21 protein-coding genes and 1 tRNA gene are annotated in these 18,210 nt (G+C 64.8%); 13 read left to right on the top strand and 9 right to left on the bottom strand.

What is annotated here, in order from left to right:
* Positions 1-88: 88 nt before the first annotated feature.
* From DDT93_RS21195 to DDT93_RS21180, 4 genes are read right to left on the bottom strand one after another with little or no spacing between them, the layout of a single operon-like run.
* Positions 89-391, bottom strand: a complete 303-nt coding sequence (locus DDT93_RS21195; RefSeq protein WP_109467882.1) for a hypothetical protein — start codon at positions 389-391, stop codon at positions 89-91.
* Positions 392-393: 2 nt separating this feature from the next.
* A complete protein-coding gene (locus DDT93_RS21190; RefSeq protein WP_109467881.1) occupies positions 394-876 on the bottom strand; it encodes a hypothetical protein in 483 nt (160 codons plus the stop codon).
* Positions 869-1,324 carry a DUF5681 domain-containing protein gene (locus DDT93_RS21185; RefSeq protein WP_109467880.1) on the bottom strand — a complete coding sequence of 152 codons (456 nt, stop codon included), beginning with the start codon at positions 1,322-1,324 and terminating at the stop codon, positions 869-871. The genes DDT93_RS21190 and DDT93_RS21185 overlap by 8 nt, the downstream gene beginning before the upstream one ends.
* A complete protein-coding gene (locus DDT93_RS21180) occupies positions 1,324-2,736 on the bottom strand; it encodes a DNA modification methylase (RefSeq protein WP_109467879.1) in 1,413 nt (470 codons plus the stop codon). Before DDT93_RS21180 ends, DDT93_RS21185 begins: the two co-directional genes overlap by 1 nt.
* 363 nt (positions 2,737-3,099) lie before the next feature.
* Between DDT93_RS21180 and DDT93_RS21175 the strand changes: the two genes are divergently transcribed.
* The 3 genes from DDT93_RS21175 to DDT93_RS21165 are packed head-to-tail and all read left to right on the top strand — an operon-like array spanning position 3,100 to position 5,398.
* Complete coding sequence (locus tag DDT93_RS21175; protein ID WP_109467878.1) at positions 3,100-3,342, top strand: DUF3489 domain-containing protein; 243 nt, start codon at positions 3,100-3,102, stop codon at positions 3,340-3,342.
* Positions 3,339-3,743: a DUF2924 domain-containing protein gene (locus DDT93_RS21170; protein ID WP_109467877.1), complete on the top strand. Its 405-nt coding sequence runs from the start codon at positions 3,339-3,341 to the stop codon at positions 3,741-3,743. Before DDT93_RS21175 ends, DDT93_RS21170 begins: the two co-directional genes overlap by 4 nt.
* The gene (locus tag DDT93_RS21165) at positions 3,743-5,398 is read left to right on the top strand and encodes a recombinase family protein (RefSeq protein ID WP_109467876.1); all 1,656 of its coding nucleotides are present in this window, start codon (positions 3,743-3,745) and stop codon (positions 5,396-5,398) included. Before DDT93_RS21170 ends, DDT93_RS21165 begins: the two co-directional genes overlap by 1 nt.
* A gap of 369 nt (positions 5,399-5,767) precedes the next feature.
* Here the strand turns inward: DDT93_RS21165 and DDT93_RS21160 are convergent.
* A tRNA-Ser gene (locus DDT93_RS21160) sits at positions 5,768-5,857 on the bottom strand.
* 256 nt (positions 5,858-6,113) lie between these two features.
* On the opposite strand from DDT93_RS21160, the gene DDT93_RS26975 reads away from it, so the two are divergent.
* From DDT93_RS26975 to DDT93_RS21110, 9 genes are all read left to right on the top strand, one after another.
* Complete coding sequence (locus DDT93_RS26975; protein WP_232825525.1) at positions 6,114-7,163, top strand: SPOR domain-containing protein; 1,050 nt, start codon at positions 6,114-6,116, stop codon at positions 7,161-7,163.
* 56 nt (positions 7,164-7,219) lie between these two features.
* Complete coding sequence (locus DDT93_RS21145) at positions 7,220-8,344, top strand: D-alanyl-D-alanine carboxypeptidase family protein (RefSeq protein WP_109467901.1); 1,125 nt, start codon at positions 7,220-7,222, stop codon at positions 8,342-8,344.
* Positions 8,341-8,982 carry a dTMP kinase gene (tmk, locus tag DDT93_RS21140; RefSeq protein WP_109467875.1) on the top strand — a complete coding sequence of 214 codons (642 nt, stop codon included), beginning with the start codon at positions 8,341-8,343 and terminating at the stop codon, positions 8,980-8,982. The genes DDT93_RS21145 and tmk overlap by 4 nt, the downstream gene beginning before the upstream one ends.
* Positions 8,979-10,097 carry a DNA polymerase III subunit delta' gene (locus DDT93_RS21135; protein ID WP_109467874.1) on the top strand — a complete coding sequence of 373 codons (1,119 nt, stop codon included), beginning with the start codon at positions 8,979-8,981 and terminating at the stop codon, positions 10,095-10,097. Before tmk ends, DDT93_RS21135 begins: the two co-directional genes overlap by 4 nt.
* Before the next feature lie 44 nt (positions 10,098-10,141).
* Positions 10,142-10,948, top strand: coding sequence for a TatD family hydrolase (locus DDT93_RS21130; RefSeq protein WP_109467873.1), 807 nt, complete (start codon positions 10,142-10,144; stop codon positions 10,946-10,948).
* Positions 10,948-11,745, top strand: a complete 798-nt coding sequence (locus DDT93_RS21125; RefSeq protein ID WP_109467872.1) for an MBL fold metallo-hydrolase — start codon at positions 10,948-10,950, stop codon at positions 11,743-11,745. The genes DDT93_RS21130 and DDT93_RS21125 overlap by 1 nt, the downstream gene beginning before the upstream one ends.
* A 63-nt stretch (positions 11,746-11,808) precedes the next feature.
* Positions 11,809-12,747: an AEC family transporter gene (locus DDT93_RS21120; RefSeq protein ID WP_109467871.1), complete on the top strand. Its 939-nt coding sequence runs from the start codon at positions 11,809-11,811 to the stop codon at positions 12,745-12,747.
* Between the two features lie 95 nt (positions 12,748-12,842).
* Positions 12,843-13,118 (top strand): type II toxin-antitoxin system RelE/ParE family toxin, encoded by a 276-nt coding sequence (locus tag DDT93_RS21115; protein ID WP_109467870.1) that lies wholly within the window; start codon positions 12,843-12,845, stop codon positions 13,116-13,118.
* Positions 13,119-13,127: 9 nt separating this feature from the next.
* Positions 13,128-13,424: a HigA family addiction module antitoxin gene (locus tag DDT93_RS21110; RefSeq protein ID WP_109467869.1), complete on the top strand. Its 297-nt coding sequence runs from the start codon at positions 13,128-13,130 to the stop codon at positions 13,422-13,424.
* A 143-nt stretch (positions 13,425-13,567) separates the two neighbouring features.
* Here the strand turns inward: DDT93_RS21110 and DDT93_RS21105 are convergent, their stop codons facing one another.
* Genes DDT93_RS21105 through ectA form a run of 4 tightly spaced genes read right to left on the bottom strand, consistent with a single transcriptional unit; the run spans position 13,568 to position 17,258 of the window.
* Positions 13,568-14,992 (bottom strand): aspartate kinase, encoded by a 1,425-nt coding sequence (locus tag DDT93_RS21105; protein WP_109467868.1) that lies wholly within the window; start codon positions 14,990-14,992, stop codon positions 13,568-13,570.
* 1 nt (position 14,993) lies between these two features.
* Positions 14,994-15,392, bottom strand: coding sequence for an ectoine synthase (locus DDT93_RS21100; RefSeq protein WP_109467867.1), 399 nt, complete (start codon positions 15,390-15,392; stop codon positions 14,994-14,996).
* 5 nt (positions 15,393-15,397) lie between these two features.
* Positions 15,398-16,678 (bottom strand): diaminobutyrate--2-oxoglutarate transaminase, encoded by a 1,281-nt coding sequence (ectB, locus tag DDT93_RS21095; protein WP_109467866.1) that lies wholly within the window; start codon positions 16,676-16,678, stop codon positions 15,398-15,400.
* A 46-nt stretch (positions 16,679-16,724) separates the two neighbouring features.
* Positions 16,725-17,258 carry a diaminobutyrate acetyltransferase gene (ectA, locus tag DDT93_RS21090; protein WP_109467865.1) on the bottom strand — a complete coding sequence of 178 codons (534 nt, stop codon included), beginning with the start codon at positions 17,256-17,258 and terminating at the stop codon, positions 16,725-16,727.
* Positions 17,259-17,485: 227 nt separating this feature from the next.
* Between ectA and DDT93_RS21085 the strand changes: the two genes are divergently transcribed.
* The gene (locus DDT93_RS21085) at positions 17,486-17,992 is read left to right on the top strand and encodes a MarR family winged helix-turn-helix transcriptional regulator (protein WP_109467900.1); all 507 of its coding nucleotides are present in this window, start codon (positions 17,486-17,488) and stop codon (positions 17,990-17,992) included.
* Positions 17,993-18,210 lie beyond the last annotated feature (218 nt).

The raw sequence follows: 18,210 nt of genomic DNA, 5'->3' as shown, positions 1-18,210 counted from the left end.
CCTCCTGCTCCTTAATCATCCCGATTATCTGCGCCTCGGTGAAACGGCTCTTTCGCATTCGTCTGCTCCTTCAGTGTTGGCGCAGACTCTACACTACGATGAGGGATTTCGCGGGGGGCAGGTCACCAGCCTTGCGCCCCCATTTCACATCCTTCGCAAGCGGGATCAAACGATCCTGCGTCTCTATAGCCGGCAGCTCCAGCACCTCCCAGCCGCCCGTCGCAATCAACCGCCCCGGCAGATCGTCCTCGTGCAGGCGTTGTGCAATGACGATGACAGCCCCGATGTTGGGATCGTCGAGACGCGTCAAAGCCGTCCCCGCAAACCAGTCGTAGACTGCTTCCCGCTTGACCGCGGAGGCGGCATCCTCTGCCTTGCTCGGGTCGTCCAAGATCAGGATGTCCGCCCCCCCTTCCCTGTCAGGGCACCTCCAACTGAGGTCGCGATGCGATAGCCGTTCTGCGTTGTTCTCAGCTCCTCAGCCGCAGATCGCCTGGGATCGAGTTGCAGACCGGGGAATGCCGCGCGGGACCAATCAGCTTGCATCAGGCGCCGCGTGTCCCGACTGAACCCCTCTGCCAGGTCTTTCCCGTAGCTCATGCAGATGATCCTCTTGGATGGGTCTCGCCCAAGGACCCAGGAGGGGAACGCCACGCTTGCGCAATGGGACTTCAGGTGGCGCGGCGGCATCAGGATCAATAGCCGGGTAATCTCGCCTCGCGCCACCTGTTCGAGCTTGTAACAGATAGCGCGGAGGTGGTGCCCATAGTGCAATTTCACGCCAGGGCGAAGCTCTGCAAATACCCGCACCACATACTCGAACAGCTCGGCGCGATAGAGCGCCAGCACAACAGCAACTGGATTCAGATCAGACATTGGCGGCACCTCCACCCTGATCAATATCTGCGGATGATGCCGCGGCGAACTCGGCCTTGGCTTTGTCGACCAGTTCCTTCCACTCTGCATGGCTTTCCAGAACTGCAAGGTCCGCGTCCGTCAGTTCGAATGTGGCCGCATCGTGATCGCTAACGGATTGCATGCCAACAAGATGGAATAGCAACCGCATACACGGCACGTCGCCTTTTAGGGCCTTTGAGAGCAAACTGCGAATCAGGGCTTCGAGGTTGGTCATCGTGACGGTGGACCCGTTGTGATTGACAAGAATCTCTTCCTGGAGGACCTGACGAATAGCGTCAGTGACGGACCGCGACTTGGTTTTCTTCCCGGCAGGATTCCCCGACTGCCCCTTTTGCCACTGAGTGTGCTTCGGCGGTTTGGCGTATCCGACCCCGTAATCGTCGGGTTTCTTTGACTTGTCGGACATCAGAAGCCCTCCCCGGCCTGGTCAATCGGGCCGTCATCGCGCTCAGCGCGAGCCACCATCTCGTCAAAGGACACACCTGTTGCAACCGACATAGCCTGTCCCCCCGTCATGTCCTGCCAGCGCCTGATCGCCAGATCGACATAGGCCGGCTCGATTTCGACACCAGCGCACCGCCGGCGCGTCCGCTCCGCCGCCAGCAGCGTCGTGCCCGAGCCCAGGAACGGGTCCACAACCCAATCTCCGGGGGAGGAGACATCCAGCAACGCATCCATCACCATACGGATCGGTTTCACCGTGGGATGCACATCGAAGCTGTCGTCAGGATCGGCCCGTCCGCCCGTCGCCCCCGCATAGGACCAGACGTTGGACCGGTTCCGACCGTGCTTGCCGAGCCGCACATTGTTCTGATGCCCCGCCCCAGGCCGGCGCGCCACGAAGACGAATTCATGCTGACTGCGGTACAGGCTGCCCATGCCGGCCCTGGTCTTCACCCAGACACAGATGTTGAGCACCTCAACCTTCAGCGCTTCCAGCGCCTCTTTCAGCTCATTGATGTGCCGCCAGTCCATGCAGGCATAGAGCACGCCACCGGGCTTGAGCTGCGCCACAGTACTGCCCAGGGTTTCGACAAGGAAGGCGACGAAGTCCGCGCACGACATCTCGCCCGACGCCTCGCCGAACTCGGCAAAGCCAGACCCGTTCTTCCGGACATGGCCATTGATCTTCACATTGTAAGGCGGGTCGGTGAACAGGACATCTGCGACTTCGCCATCCAGCAGTTCGGTCAGCGACGCCCCATCACGTGCGGAGCCACAGCAAACCAGGTGCTCGTCCAGACGCCAGATATCTCCCAGCTGGGTCACCACCGGCGCACCCGGTTGATGTTGACGCGAGATGTCATCGGCCGGGTCGGGCTCCTCCCCCTCGCCCACGCCAAAGCGGATCGCTTCCAGTTCAGGCAGGTCGAACCCGGGGATCTCAATTTCGCACCCGATCTCGAGGATCTCGTTGATCTCCAAACGGAGGGCGTCGTCATCCCAGGCGCCCGTCTCCTGCAGTTTGTTGAGCGACAGCGCCAGCCGGCGGGTCTCGACCTCGGAGAGATCGTCAACCAAAATGCAGGGGATCTCCTCTGCTTCAAGCCGGCGGGCCGCCGCCAGGCGCATGTGCCCGTCGATCACCTCGTAGCCATTGCCGTCAGGCTTGCTGTGCACGAGGACGGGGATGCGGAAGCCATAGCGCACGATGGCGCGCAGGACCGCATCTTCCTGGCTCTTCAGAGCACGCCGCACCCGACGCGGAGCAGCCTCAATCAGATGAACTGCCAGCCAGATAAGACCGAAGTTTCGGAAGAGATCATTCTGGCCGGCCGGCACCTGGGCCGGCACATAGTCATTCGATGCTTTCCCCATGGAAAGGCCCTTTCAAATCAATGAAGTGGGGGTCTCCAAAAGGCTCGACTTTTTGAGATTGATGCCGAACCACCGCCACAGTTGCATGTGCATCCGACGGTGGTTACGGAGAGCTCTGAACTCGGCTCTCCCGACCGGATGCTCAAAAGCTGCCACGAAAGAGAATCCCGAACAAGAGAGAATCGAAGGCTGACGAGACTTTTCCTTTAGTTGATGAACGCTTATCCGGTCCTCTTAACTGCTCCACTCTTGACTGGACTTCACCTCCGAAGAGAGCGTCATTGGTCCTACGCCCGGCTCCCCCGGGCGCATCTCGGTAGGGGCCGACAGTTCGCCGGCCCTGGCAAACTCGAGAAAACCCCAATGACCAAATCTACTGCCCCTGGCCCGCGCGAGACCAAGTCCGACCTGGTTCGTCGCCTTCTGTCTCGCAAGACGGGCGCCGACCTCGTCGCCCTGCAGGAAGCCACCGGCTGGAAACCACACTCGGTGCGTGCCGCCCTGAGCGTGATGCGCAAGGCCGGCTACACCATCGACCGGGTGCCCGCGAAGACGGACGGTGCCGCCGTACACCATCGGATCACGGGCACCCCGGAGACGGCATGACGCTCACCGTCGCCGAGATCGAGACAATGGACCGGGCGGCCCTCGTGGCTGCCTGGGACCAGCTCTTCCGCACGCCGGTGCCAGGCGGTCTGAGCCAGTCGTTTCTGCGCCGCTTCCTCGCCTTCGAGGTCCAGACCCGTCAGCGCGGCGGCCTGCCGCGCGGATTTGCAAAGGAGCTCCAGAAGGCCGCCGCGGGCGGTGCAAACGCCCCCAACCCGGCCATGAAGCCCGGTGGCCGCCTGCTGCGGGAATGGAACGGTACGACCCATGCCGTCGAGATCACCGAGGCGGGCTATCGCTGGAACAACGAGACCTACCCCTCGTTGTCCGCCGTTGCCCGCGCCATCACCGGCGCACGCTGGTCCGGGCCCAGCTTCTTCGGACTGACGGAGACATCCTGATGGCCCCCGCGAAAGTGCGCTGCGCCATCTACACCAGGAAATCCTCCGAGGAGGGTCTCGACCAGGAGTTCAATTCCCTGGATGCCCAGTACGAGGCCTGTACGGCCTATGTCGCCAGCCAGAAACACGAGGGCTTGGTACTATGCCGGGACCGCTTCGACGACGGTGGCAAGTCTGGCGGCACGCTCGAGCGTCCTGCCTTGCAGCGCCTCCTGGCGGAAGTCAGTGCCGGCCGCATCGGCATGATTGTTGTCAACACGATCGACCGTCTCACCCGGTCTCTTGCCGACTTCGCGAAGTTGGTCGAGCGCTTCGAGACCACTGGCTGCTCGTTCGTCTCCGTGACCCAGGCCTTCAACACGGCCTCGTCCATGGGGCGACTAACCCTCAACGTGCTGCTCTCCTTCGCGCAGTTCGAGCGCGAGGTCACCGCCGAACGCATCCGCGACAAGATCGCCGCCTCCAAGCAGCAGGGCCTCTGGATGGGCGGCATCCCGCCTCTTGGTTATGATCCCCATCCCGATCCCAAGGTTCGAGAACTTGTCGCGAACGAAAGTGAAGCCCTGACCGTTAGAACGCTCTTCGAGCTCTATGAACAGCATGGCTCGCTCGCCCGGCTTGAAGAGGCCGCAGCTAGTCTCGGCTTGCGATCCAAAGTGCACCGGTTCCGTTCCGGGCGATGCCAGGGTGGCGGTTCGCTCTCCCGGGGGCAGATCCACAAGATCCTCCTGAATCCCGTCTACCTCGGTCAAATCCGGCACAAGGAGAAGTGCTGGCCCGGGCGGCACTCGGCCGTCTTGGATGAGGCGCTTTGGAACCGGGTGCAGGAGAAGCTGCAATCGTCCCCAGGCCGTCGTCGCGGCCAGGCCACTGGCGCTATCACTTCCCCGCTGACCGGGAAGCTCCGGGACGAGACCGGGGATCGCCTGACCCCGACGCACACGGTGAAGGCGGGTCAACGACATCCCTACTATGTCTCGAACCGCCTCATCTCGGGCGGACCCGATCCAACCGGATGGCGCTTGCCCGGCCTCAAGTTCGAAGCCCTCGTGGCCTCCATCATTGCGGACCACATCGCAGCGGCCCTGGCCGAGCATCGACTGCTGTCGACACCTGACCTCAGGCGTGCGAAGGAATTCGGGATCACAGCCCGCAGCTTGGTGCAGGCGCTGAGCAATCGCGACCCCAACATACTGCAAAGTCTGCTGCTAAGCGGAACTGTCTCTCCGCGCGAGATAGGCCTGACGCTGGATCGTGTCGCCTTAGCGAGACGGCTGCAGCTTGCCGCCGATGACCTCGCACCAGACGTAACGACCATCGCCCTGCCGATCAGCCTGCGACGCCGCGGCGTCGAGCAGAAGCTGGTGCTCGCCACGCCGGAGCCCGCGCCGGATCACACCCTTATCAGAACCCTCGCGTCTGCGCACGATTGGGCAGCCGCCCTTCGCCAAGGCGCGCCCCTTTCCAACGTCGCTCGTGATGCCGGTCACCACGGTGCCTTCATCCGCACGCGCGGCCAGCTCGCGTTCCTCTCGCCGAAGATCCAGCGCGCCATTCGGGACGGCCGCCTCCCTCCAGAGATCACACTCAAGCGCTTCATGGCCCAGCCCATTCCGCTCGACTGGGATGCGCAGGAGAAGAGGCTCGGCGTCTGACAGGGGCTATCAGAATTGCTGGACAAGGGTTGAGCCCTAGGGGCTGCACAAGACCATGCATTTTCCCTGCAAGTTCCCTACTCCGGGCCTCAGGGAAATAGAAGCTAACACATTGAACCCGATAAATTTTCTCCGACGAACCGTCATCGAAACCGACCAATCTCTGGAATAATTCCCTCCAAATTCCCTGCTAGCAGGGAAATCCCGGCGAAAACCGTCACCCCGGTTGCGCCCCAGGGAGACGCCGCCCGACAAGCCGCCGACATCTCTCTCTGGAACGAGTCTCCACCCACGAGCGGTGCGCACAAGGCGCGGAAACATAATGCGAAAATACCTATATTTTCATTTCCTATCAATGACTTAGGCGGCTGGCGGGGAGACAGGGATTCGAACCCTGGGAACGCTCTCACGCTCAACGGTTTTCAAGACCGCCGCATTCGACCACTCTGCCACCTCCCCGCGCAGCAGGCGGTGTACGCGCCGGGGCGGGAACTGGCAAGCGGTATCGGGGGTTTTCTCGCCTGCCCCGGTCTGCACACTTTCCATAGCCCGCTTTGCGCGCTATGCTGGCGCGAAGGCGGGACATCTTCCCAAGGCAGCAGGCCGGAACAACCGGCAGACAGGGTGAACAACACCCGAACACAGGCAAGGGACTTCGAGGATGAGCGAAGCGAGAGTAGTGAGCCGGCGTCAACTACGCTTGGCAGTGTCTATCATGGCAATAACGGCCCTGTCCGCATGTAGCGAGGACAACCAGTTTTCCTTCCTCCAGTCCAAACCGGACGCCGAGACCCTTGCGGGGGCCTCGCAGAAATCGACCAAGCTGGTGGAACGGGATGTCGAGGCGCCCGAGGTCTTCTCGGCGACCGAGGCGGGCCTCTGGGATGGCCGCCCCTCCCTCGGCGGCGTCTGGGTCGCCCACCCCGAGGTGTCCGACCCCGAGCGGGTGATCATCCGCAACGAGAGCAACGGCAAGTTCGTGATCGGCGCCCTGTTCCGGCGCGAACGCGAAATCCCCGGACCGCGCCTTCAGGTCTCCTCCGACGCCGCCGAGGCGCTCGGGATGCTGGCCGGTGCCCCGATCAAGCTGAACGTGACCGCGCTGCGCCGTGAAGAGACCCCGGCCGAACCCGCCGAACCGGTGGCCGAACTCTCAGCCGAGGCCCCGGCAGAGGTCGCCAGCGCCGCGCCGGTCGAAACGCCCAAACCCGCGCCCGCGGCAGCCGCCCAGCAGAACGACGACATCGCCACCGCTGCCGCAGCCGCGCTCGAGACCAGCGCGTCCGAGGCGCCCGTTGCCGAGGCCGCCGAGGCCACCGTCGCCGAGGCGGCAACCGAGCCGAAGGCGCGCAAGCCGCTGTTCGGCGGCAAGCTCTTCGGCAAGCGGAACAAGACCGTGGGCGAACCGCTGAACGCGCTTGCCCCCGCCGCAGGCGAGGTCGAACCGGTCCAGGCCTCTATCGCCGCGCCCGCAGTGGCCACCACCGCCATCGCCCAGCCCACGGCAAAGCCCGCCGCGGTTACCTCCAAGCTCGACAAGCCCTATATCCAGATCGGCATCTTCAGCGTACAGCACAATGCCGAGAGCACAGCCGACCAGATGCGCCGCGCCGGAATGGTGCCGACGGTCTTTGAACAATCCAGCAACGGCAAGACCTTCTGGCGCGTCGTCGTCGGACCGGCCCAGACCTCGTCCGAACGCAGCGCCCTGATCAAGCAGATCAAGGGGGTCGGCTTTACCGACGCCTACGCCGTGACCAACTGACAGGAGCCTCACAGTTGAGACCAGCCCTCCGCCTCGTCGCCCTTCCCATCGCCCTGATGCTGGCGGCCCTGCCCGCCGCAGCCTTCGACACCAAGGCCAGGGCGGCCTACGTGATGGATCTGACGACGCACACCGTGCTGCTCGACAAGAACGCGGAAGAGCCCCTGCCCCCGGCGTCGATGTCCAAGCTGATGACGCTCTACATCGCCTTCGAGGCAATCCGTGACGGCCGCCTCACGCTCGACGAGGAACTGCCGGTCTCGACCCACGCGATGAGCTATGGCGGCTCGACCATGTTCCTGAACACCCAGGACAAGGTCAAGGTCGAGGACCTGCTGCGCGGTATCATCGTCCTTTCGGGCAACGACGCCTGCGCCGTCATCGCCGAGGCGCTCAGCCCCGACGGGACCGAGTCCGGCTTTGCCCGCTACATGACCGAGCGCGGCAAGCAGATCGGGCTCGAACAGTCGACATTCATGAACTCGAACGGCTGGCCGCAGGCCGGGCACATGATGTCGGTGAGAGACCTCGCGATGCTGGGCAAGCACATCATCGAGGATTTCCCCCAGTTCTACCCGCTCTTCGCCGAGAAGGAATTCGACTTCGACGGCCGCGCGCCCTCGAACGTGCACAACCGCAACCCGCTCCTGCACATGGACAACGGCGCCGACGGCCTCAAGACCGGCCACACGGTCGAGGCCGGCTATGGCCTCGTCGGCTCGGCCAAGCAGGGCGACCGCCGCATCCTCTTCGTGCTCTCGGGTCTCGAAAGCGAACGCGCCCGCACCGAGGAGGCCGCGGCCATCGTTAACTGGGGGTTTCGCCAATTTGCCGAGAAAACCGTCGCCCGCGCGGGTGAACCGGTCGCCCGCGCCAACGTATGGATGGGGCGGGAGCAGTCGGTAGACCTGGTTCCGGCCGAAGACCTGACCATCCTGCTGCCCGCGCTCGCGCAGGGAGATTTGCAGGGCGAGGTCGTCTACGACGGCCCGATCCAGGCTCCGATCCTCGCCGGTCAGAAACTGGCCGACCTCGTGATCACGCCCGCCGACCTCCCCGAGGTGCGCCTGCCGCTGGTCGCGGCCAAGGCCGTGCCGCAGGGCGGCTTCGTGGTCCGCGTCCGCACCGCCGCGGAACTGCTGATGAAACGGTTCGTCCAGGGACCGGCGGAAGCGTCGTGACGACAGGACAGGGACCCGGCAAGGGCCTCTTCATCACCTTCGAAGGCATCGACGGCTCCGGCAAGTCCTCGCAGGCGCGCCGCCTCGCCGAGACACTGCGCACGCGCGGTGTCGATGTCGTTCCCACCCGCGAACCCGGCGGCTCGCCCGGCGCCGAGGAAATCCGCGCGCTGGTGCTGGAAGGCGACCCGGACCGCTGGTCCGCCGAGACCGAGATCCTGCTCTTCACCGCTGCCCGGCGCGACCACCTCGAACGCACCATCGCCCCCGCCCTCGCGGCCGGGCGCGTGGTGATTTGCGACCGCTTCGCCGACAGCACCCGCATGTACCAGGGCCTCTCGCGCGGCGACCTGCGCGGCATGGTGGACCAGCTGCACAGCCTGATGATCGGGCGCGAACCCGACCTGACCCTGCTGATCGACATGGACCCCGAGGTCGGGCTCACCCGCGCCCTCGCCCGCAAAGGCCACGAGGAACGCTTCGAGGACTTCGGCCCCGAGCTGCAACGCAAGATGCGGCAGGGTTTCCTTGGCCTCGCCCGCGAATTTCCCGACCGCTTCTGCGTGATCGACGGCAACCGCGACTTCGATTCCGTGGCTGCAGAGGTCGAAGGGATCGTGCTAGACAGGCTCGCATGAGCGAAGAGATCGAAGCCCCGGACCAGGCGCCGGGCGCGCCCCACCCCCGCGACACGCAGCGCCTGTTCGGTCAGGACGTGGCCGAGGCCGCCTTTCTCGACGCCTACACCTCCGGGCGGCTGCACCACGGCTGGCTGCTGACCGGCCCGCGCGGGGTCGGCAAGGCTACCCTCGCGTGGCGCATCGCGCGCTTCCTGCTGGCGACCCCGCCCGCAGAGGAGGACGGCCTGTTCGGTGCCCCGCCACCACCGACCACGCTCGACATCGACCCCGAGCACCCGGTCTCCCGCCGCATGGCCGCCCGCGCCGAGCCGGGCCTCGCCGCCGTGACCCGCACGGTCAACGAGGACACCAAGCGCCTGCGCAACGAGATCGTTGTCGACGACATCCGCCGCCTGCACAAGTTCTTCGGTCTGTCCGCCGCCGATGGCGGACGCCGCGTGGTGATCGTGGACGCCGCGGACGAGATGAACACCTCGGCCGCAAACGCCCTCCTGAAGATGCTCGAGGAACCCCCGGCGCGCACCACCCTGCTGCTGATCTCGCACCAGCCGACGCGCCTGCTGCCCACCATCCGCTCGCGCTGCCGCGTGCTGCGCCTCTCGCCGCTCGCGCCCGGGGACATGACCGCCGCACTGGAGCAGAGCGGCACCGAACTGCCCGCCAACCCCGACCACCTTGCCGCGCTCTCCTCCGGCTCGGTCGGCACCGCCCTGCGGATGATCACGCTCGGCGGGCTCGACATCTATGCCGAGCTGGTGGCCATCCTCGCCTCCCTGCCCCGTCTGGACCGCCAGCGCGCGCTCGCGCTGGCCGAGGCCGCCGCCCAGCGCGGGGCAACCGACAAGTTCGAACTCCTGCTCACCCTCATCGACACCGCGCTGTCGCGCCTCGCCGTGACCGGCGCAACCGGCGCCCCGCCAATGCCCGAAGCGGCGCAGGGAGAGGCCGAAACCCTGCTCCGTCTGGCCCAGTCTGCCCAGAAAGGACGCGCCTGGGCCGAGGCGGCCACCCGGATCACCCAGCGCACCCGCCACGGCGCGGCGGTCAACCTTGACCCCGCCGCGCTTGTCCTAGATACGGTTTTCAAGATGCAGGAGACCGCCAGCGGCTGAGTCCGCCCCGTGCGCCCTGCCAAAGCAGCAAGACACCGAGGCAGATGACCGCCCTACCCGAGATCACCGACAGCCACTGCCATCTCGATTTCCCCGATTTCGAAGGCCAGCTCGACGAGATCGTCGCCAATGCGGCGGCGGCCGGGGTCACCCGCATGGTGACGATCTGCACCAAGTTCCACAACCTGCCCAAGGTCCAGGCCCTGGCCGAAACCTACGAGGCCGTGTTCTACGCCGCCGGGGTCCACCCGATGAGTGTGGGCGAACACCGGCCCGTTTCGACCGAGGAACTGGTGGAACTGGCGAAACACCCCAAGTTCGTCGGCATCGGCGAGACCGGGCTCGACTATCACTACACCGCCGAGACCGCCGAGGCACAGAAGGACTCGCTGCGCCGTCACATCGACGCCGCGCGCGAGACAAACCTGCCGCTGATCATCCACGCCCGTGCCGCCGACGAGGACATGATCGAGATCCTCTCCGAGGGCCACCGCAACGGCGCCTACCCCTGTGTCCTGCACTGCTTCTCGTCGGGCCCGGAACTGGCCAGGGTCGCCATCGACCTCGGCTTCTATCTCTCCATGTCCGGCATCGCCGCCTTCCCCAAAAGCCAGGAGCTGCGCGACATCTTCGCCGCCGCGCCGGTCGACCGCATCCTGGTCGAGACCGACAGCCCCTACCTCGCCCCGCCGCCCCATCGCGGCAAGCGCAACGAACCCGCCTATACCGCCTTCACCGCCCGAAAGGGCGCCGAGGTCTTCGGCATGGACTACCCGGCCTTCGCCGCGCAGACGCAGAAGAACTTCGAACGGCTCTTCTCCAAGGTCGTCGCCTACGAGGCCGCCGCCTGATGGGAGAGATGCGCTTTACCATCCTCGGCTGCGGCTCCTCCGGCGGCGTGCCCCGCCTCGGCGGCCACTGGGGCGCCTGCGATCCGGCGAACCCCAAGAACACCCGCCGCCGCTGCTCCATGCTGGTCGAGCGCGAGACCGACGAGGGCACCACCACCGTCCTCATCGACACCACGCCCGACATGCGCGCGCAGCTGCTTGACGCCGGCATCGGCAAGCTCGACGCGGTGGTCTACACCCATTCCCACGCCGACCACGTCCACGGCATCGACGACCTGCGCATGATCGTCTTCAACATGCGCGCGCGCCTGCCCGTCTGGGCCGACGGCGACACCCAGAACGCGCTCTTCTCGCGCTTCGGCTATGCCTTCGTCCAGCCCGAGGGCTCGCCCTACCCGCCGATCCTCGACATGAAGACCATCTCGGGCCCCTTCGAGATCACCGGGGCGGGCGGCGCGATCGACTTCACGCCCTTCCGGGTCGCCCACGGCTCAATCGACAGCCTCGGCTTCCGCATCGGCGACCTCGCCTACCTGCCGGACGTGGCCGACATCTACGACGAGGCCTGGCCGGCGCTGGAGAACCTCGACTGCTTCATCGTCGACGCCCTGCGCCGCGATCCGCACCCGACCCATGCCCACCTCGAAAAGACGCTTGGCTGGATCGAGCAGCTCCAGCCCAAGACCGCCGTGCTGACCAACATGCACATCGACCTCGACTACGACACCCTGTCCGCCGAAACACCCGACCACATCTCCTGTGCCTACGACGGCATGGTGATCCGGGTCGCGTTGTGAGCGCCCGGACATCTCCCTCGGCCTGCTCCCCGGGCCTTCCTCCCCTCCACAAGTTCCGTCTACATGTTCGAAAGCCTTATTGAGGTCATCCTCCCCGTCTTCCTCGTGATCGGGGCGGGCTATGCCACCACGCGCGGCGGCTATTTCAACTTTGCCCAGATCGACGGGCTCATGAAATTCACGCAGGGCTTTGCCATCCCCTGCCTGCTGTTCCGCGCCATCGCCCATATCGACCTCGCCGAGAGCTTCGACCCGCGCCTCCTCGGCTCGTTCTACGGCGGCGCCGCGATCTGCTTCTTCGCCGGCCTCGCGGTCGCCCGCACCCTGTTCAAGAGGGACTGGGAAGACAGCGTGGTCATCGCCTTCGGCTGCCTCTTCTCCAACTCGGTGCTGCTGGGCCTGCCCATCACCGAACGCGCCTTCGGCCCCGACAACCTGACCGGCAACTACGCCATCATCGCCTTCCACTCGCCCTTCTGCTACGGGCTGGGCGTCACCGCGATGGAGATCGTGCGCAACCGGGGCAAATCGCCCTTCGTCATGGCGGGCTCGGTGCTCAAGGCCATGTTCAAGAACGTGCTGATCATCGGCATCATCCTCGGCTTCATCGTCAACGTGTCCGGCCTGCCGATCCCGGTGGTGGCCGAGGACGCGCTCGACCTGATCATCCGCGCCGCCCTGCCCTGCGCCCTCTTCGCGCTCGGCGGCGTGCTGGTGCAGTACAAGCCCGAAGGCGACATGCGCACGATACTCTTCGTCTGCTTCATGTCGATCATGATGCACCCGGCGCTGGTCTACCTCTTCGGCACCATGACCAGCCTCAAGCAGGACCTGTTCCGCTCCGCCGTCCTCAACGCCGCCATGGCGCCGGGCTTCAACGTCTACATCTTCGCCAACATCTACGGCCGCGCCAAGCGCGTCGCCGCCTCCTCGGTGCTGGTGGCGACGGGGGCCTCGGTCTTCACCATCTGGCTCTGGCTGATCATCCTCGGGTCGCACTAGACCACCTGCGCCGCCCAATTGGTCGCCGAAAAATCTTGACTATGTAAGCAGATTGCTTACATATCGAACCGCGAGGGGAACAGAGGCCCGAGTGGATGATCAAGTCATTCCGCCACAAGCAGTTGAAGAAGCTGTGGGAGACCGGAGAGTCAAAGATCGATCATCAGATGCACGACCGCATTCTGAGGCGACTGGATCGTCTTGATGCGGCCGAAGCGCCGGAAGACATGAACCTGCCCGGTTTTGACTTCCACAGACTCAAGGGGTTCAAACCCATGCGCTGCACCATCCACGTGAACGGACCGTGGTGCATCACCTTCGCATTCGAAGATGGCGACGCAATTGTCATAGACTACGAGCAATACCATTAGGAGGCTCAAATGCCGCGCTTCAAGGACCGCTGCCCGTCTCATCCGGGAGCACTGCTGAGGGAAGACATTCTGCCTGCCATTGACAGGCCGAAAGCCGAGATCGCAAGGATGCTGGGCCTATCGCGCCAGCATCTCTATGACATCATCCGCGAGAAGAAACCGGTAAGCCCGGACGTTGCCGTGCGCCTTGCGAGGTTGTTCGGCGGCTCCTCAATCTCCTGGGTGCGCATGCAAGGCGCCTATGATGCCTGGCATGCGGAACGAACCGTCGACGTTTCCGACATTCAGCCGCTGGAGCTGACCTGAACTCGTCGGTGCGACCCGCGAAGGCAGATATGGCCCATTCCGGATTGGAACAGGCCATACCGACAGGTCTTCATCATCTGGACATCACTGGAGCCGCTATCCGGGCCCCGATGCGCCCTTCGTGTTCCGTCTGACCGAGAAGCTCAGGCAACCTGCTTCAGGTCCACCTTCTTCTGTTCGACAAGCGCGCCGTGCAGCGCCGCGATGGCGGGCTCCAGCGCGTCGCGATCCATGATGAACTGAACGTCCACGTTGCGCGGCCCCTGGCTCGCGCCGATGGCCTCCATGCCCGCCGCCGCGATGGCCTGCAGGCCGCGCGTCAGCACCGACAACCCGTTCAGATCGCGCCCAATGACCGAGGCCATCGCGATCGAGCGATAGGAAATCTTGGCCGAGGGATAGCGCTCCGTCAGATCCCGCTCGACCCGGCGCAGCACCTTCAGCGAGCTGTCGACGTAATGCGTGATGGTATTGGCGTTCGACACCTTCGACACGATCCGCACCTGGTGGCGCGTAAGCACCTCGAGGATGGTCGCGTCATAGCCCTTGACCCCCACCATGTCCTGTTCGAACAGCTCCAGCGCGAACAGCGGCAGGCCGGTCACGATCTCGACCGCCGCCGTGCTGGCGGGCTGGTCGTCGATCAGCGTGCCCGGATCGCCAGGCTCGAAGGCATTGGTCACCCGCAGCGGCACGCCCGACTGGCGCAGCACCTTTGCCGCCTTGGGGTGGATCGCCTCCATCCCCATGTTCGACAGCTGGTCGGCCACGTCGTAGTTGGTGCGCCCGAGCTTCTGCACCGCGTCCTCGCCCACCAGCCTCGGGTCGGCAGAAGACAGGTGAAACTCCTTGTGGATGATCGCCTCCCGCGCGCCGCTCAGCGCCGCGAGCCGAGAAAAGGTCACCTCGGAATAGCCCCGGTCGAACTCGCGCATGAGCCCCTCGGCGCATTGCGCATAGCCGGTCACGATCGGCATCTCGCGTTCCGGATCGACACCGTCCATCGCCGACTGAATGCGCTCGTCGAGCGTCACGTCGCCCTCGTCGCGCCAGCCGCTCAGGTCGATGAACCGCGCGTTCACCCCGGACCGCGACAGCATCAGCGTGGCCACGTAGGCCGAATGCGCCTCGCCCAGCCCCGAGAGCAGCTCGCGTGTCTGCGCCATGTGCTCGGACAGCTGGAAGTGCCCGTAGGAACACAGCCGCTGGAGGTCGATCAGGCAGTTGCGCGCGCCCATGATCCGGTCGGCGACAAAGCTGTTGGCCTGGTCGATGTCGCCCTTGTGGTCCAGCACCTTCGAATGGGCCTCCACCATCGCGTCGGCGGCCTTGTCCAGCAGGTCCTGCCAGCCGTGCCCGCGCTCTTCCTGGGCAAAGGCGGCATACACACCCGGCGTGCCGCTCTTCTTGTGCTCGAGCAGCAGGTCGGTGATCCCGCCAAAGGCCGAGACCACGAAGATGCGCCCGTAGAGATCGTCGCCCTGACGATCCCCGATGATCAGGCTGTCGCGCAGCTCGTTCAGGCGGCTCATCGACGTGCCGCCGATCTTTTCTACCGTATGGGCCATGTCAGGCGTCCTCGGTTGCCGGCGCGTAAGAGCCATCTTCACGGTGCACCTCGGTGCCCGTCACCGGCGGGTTGAAGCAGCAAGCCATGACCAGTTCCTCGTCGGCCACCAGCGTGTGCTTGTCGTGCTCGTTAAGGGCGTACATCACCCCGGGGTAGATCTCGTGGGTCTCCCCGGTGGCTAGGTCGGTGATCCGGCCCTTGCCCTTCATGCAGTAGACGCTCTCGAAGTGGTTCTTGTAGTGGAACGTGTGCTCCGACCCGGCGTCGAGGAAGGTGATGTGGAACGAGAACCCCATCCCGTCCTCGGCCAGCAACATCCGCACGCTCGTCCACTTGGCGTCGGCCACCACGCGGTGCTTCTCGTTCTCGGTGATCTTGTTGAAATCGCGTACAATCATCTTGCTTACTCCGCTGCCATATCCGTTTTCGTGCCCATGATCTCCCGGGTCGCCTCGTGGACGATCTCCAGCCCCTTGCGCAGGGTCTCGGCCGGGGTGGTCAGCGGGGCCAGCACCTTGACCACCTGATCCTCGTTGCCCGAGGTCTCGATGATCAGGCCCTTGTCAAAGCAAAGGCGGCAGATTTCGGAGGCCAGCGCACCGGTGCCGACGTCGACACCCTGCATCAGCCCACGACCCTTCAGCCGCGCACCCGGCACCATCCGGGCGATACCGTCGAGCCCGTCGGTCAGCAGCGCGGCCTTGTCGGCCAGTTCCAGCTCGAACCCCTTGTCCGACCAGAACTTTTCGATCGCGACGCGCGCGGTGACAAAGGCATGGGTATTGCCCCTGAAGGTGCCGTTGTGCTCGGCCGGGCCGAAAACGTCATGCTCGGGGCGCACCAGCACCAGCGCCATCGGCAGACCGAAGCCCGAGAGCGACTTGGCCATCGTCACGATATCCGGCGTCACGCCCATCTCCTCGAAAGAGAAGAAGGTGCCGGTCCGGCCGCAACCGGCCTGAATGTCGTCGATGATCAGCAACGCGCCATGCGCCTTGGCGATCTCGGCAATGCGGCGAACCCAGCCGGCGCTGGCGGCGTTCAGGCCGCCCTCACCCTGCACCGTCTCCAGCAGGATGGCCGCCGGGGCGTCGATCCCACCCGAGGCATCGGACAGCATCTGCTCCAGCAGGGCCGCGCTGTCGACACCCTCGGCATACCCGTCGAACGGCATCCGGGTCACGCCCTGCGTGTCCATCGCGGCGCCGCCCCGGTGATAGCCGTTCCCGGTCGCCGCCAGCGCCCCCATGGTCACGCCATGAAAGCCGTTGGTAAAGGCGATGATATTGGTCCGCCCGGTCACCTTGCGCGCGATCTTCATTGCCGCCTCGACGGCATTGGCGCCGGTCGGGCCGGTGAACATCAGCCGGTGATCCATCCCGCGCGGGGCGAGGATGTGGCTCTCGAAGGCTTCGAGGAAGTCGGCCTTGGTCTGCGTATGCAGGTCCAGACCATGGGCAATCCCGTCCCCCGCGATATGATCGACGAGAGCCGCCTTCATGTCGGGGTCATTATGGCCATAGTTCAGCGAGGAACACCCGGCCAGGAAGTCGATGTAGGTCGTGCCGGACTCGTCGATGAGTTCCGACCCGGATGCCTTGGTGAACACCACCGGCATCGACCGGCAGTAGGACCGCGCCGCGCTCTCGCGACGCTCGAATACGGTTGTCATGTCCTTGGGCATGAAAACTCCTTTCGCACTCTAGTGCTATTCTGGAATGTGGGTTGGATCAGGCGACGCGGGCCAGCCGGCGGCGCGGCACGAGGGCGATGGTCACCATGTGCTCGGTGTCATGCCGCCCGCCAAAATGCGCCTCGCGCTCGAAATGCGGCTCGTCGTCCAGTTCGCCGCCCACCGAGCGCGCAAAGCTGCGGAACAACGCCCAGGAGGCGTCGTTGTCCTCGGTGATGGTGGTCTTGAGTTCCTTCGCCTGCGCGCAGACATCGCGCGAGACCAGCTCGGTCAGCATGGACCGGCCAAGCCCCAGACCGCGGGCCTTCTCGCCCACCGCCACCTGCCACACGAACAGCGCATCGCTGTCCGGGATCAGGTGCCCGGACACCCAGCCGACGATCTCGCCATCGAGTTCGGCAACCACGCAGGTATCGGCGAAGTGATCCGCCTGCACGAGGTTGCAGTACATCGAGTTCACGTCGAGCGGGGCGCAGCTCTTGATCAGCGCCCAGATCGACTCTCCGTCGGTTGCATCCGGCTTGCGCAGTGTCAGCGCGTCGGTTCGGTCTTGTGTCAGGTCTTTCGGCATGGACTCCAGCCCGTGATTTACTTCACGAACCTAACTAGTATGCCTCGATAAAAGTTTCAACTTCCGAAGCACTTTTTGCATAAAACAGCACAAAATCGCGCAAATACAGTTACAAAACCTTAACAAATCAGAACGAAACCCCATGTGATATAGTTCAAAAAACGAAGTCATTTGAAAGGATGGTTAGGCAATTGAAGCATCTCGCGCTTTCAGGCAACATATTGCCGATGACACGGACAGGCTCGAACCGCACCGATGAAAGCCTCATCGCGCTCAGGCGTATCCTGCGCGCGGCCGAAGGCTATCAGCGCTCGCTTGCGCAGGCGTCGGGGCTGACCCCGCCCAAGCTGCGGGTGCTGCAGATCGTCGCCGGAAAACCCGATGACGGCGCCACGCCAAAGGCACTGGCCACCCAGATGGGCGTGGCCCAGGCCACCATCACCGCCCTGCTCGACAAGCTCGAGGCCGACCGGCTGGTGGTGCGCCTGCGCTCGGAAACCGACCGCCGCCAGACCAACGTGCTGATCACCGCCCAGGGCCGCGCCGCGCTGCGCGACGCACCGGACGCCCTGCAGCAGCGCTTTGTGCGCGCCTTCGAGCAGATGGCGGACTGGGAACAATCCCAGCTCGTGTCCTCCCTCGAACGGGTGGCGGCAATGCTCGACGCCGAGGACATGGACGCCGCGCCCGTGCTCACCTACGGCGACATCCGCAACACCCCCTCCGCCGACTGATATCCCTGCCTTTATAGAGACTTGCCCGCCTCGGCGCTCCCGCATGGTCGCCGCGGCGACCATGCGTGCGCCCTTGCACGGGCCCATCGCAAGCCCTTGATTCCACGACTTTCGCGCCAAAAGGTGGACAACGGCACATCCAGACCCACATTGTTGCCGTTACCAGATGGGTATGCGGGACTGTTTCGGCGGAGATCGCGCGAAATTGACGCGGGTCA

Origin of the sequence: Albibacillus kandeliae, from assembly GCF_003116585.1 — a bacterium.
GTDB lineage: Bacteria > Pseudomonadota > Alphaproteobacteria > Rhodobacterales > Rhodobacteraceae > Albibacillus > Albibacillus kandeliae.
Note: the sequence above shows the minus strand (reverse complement) of the source record. Positions and strands in the feature narration are given on the sequence as shown.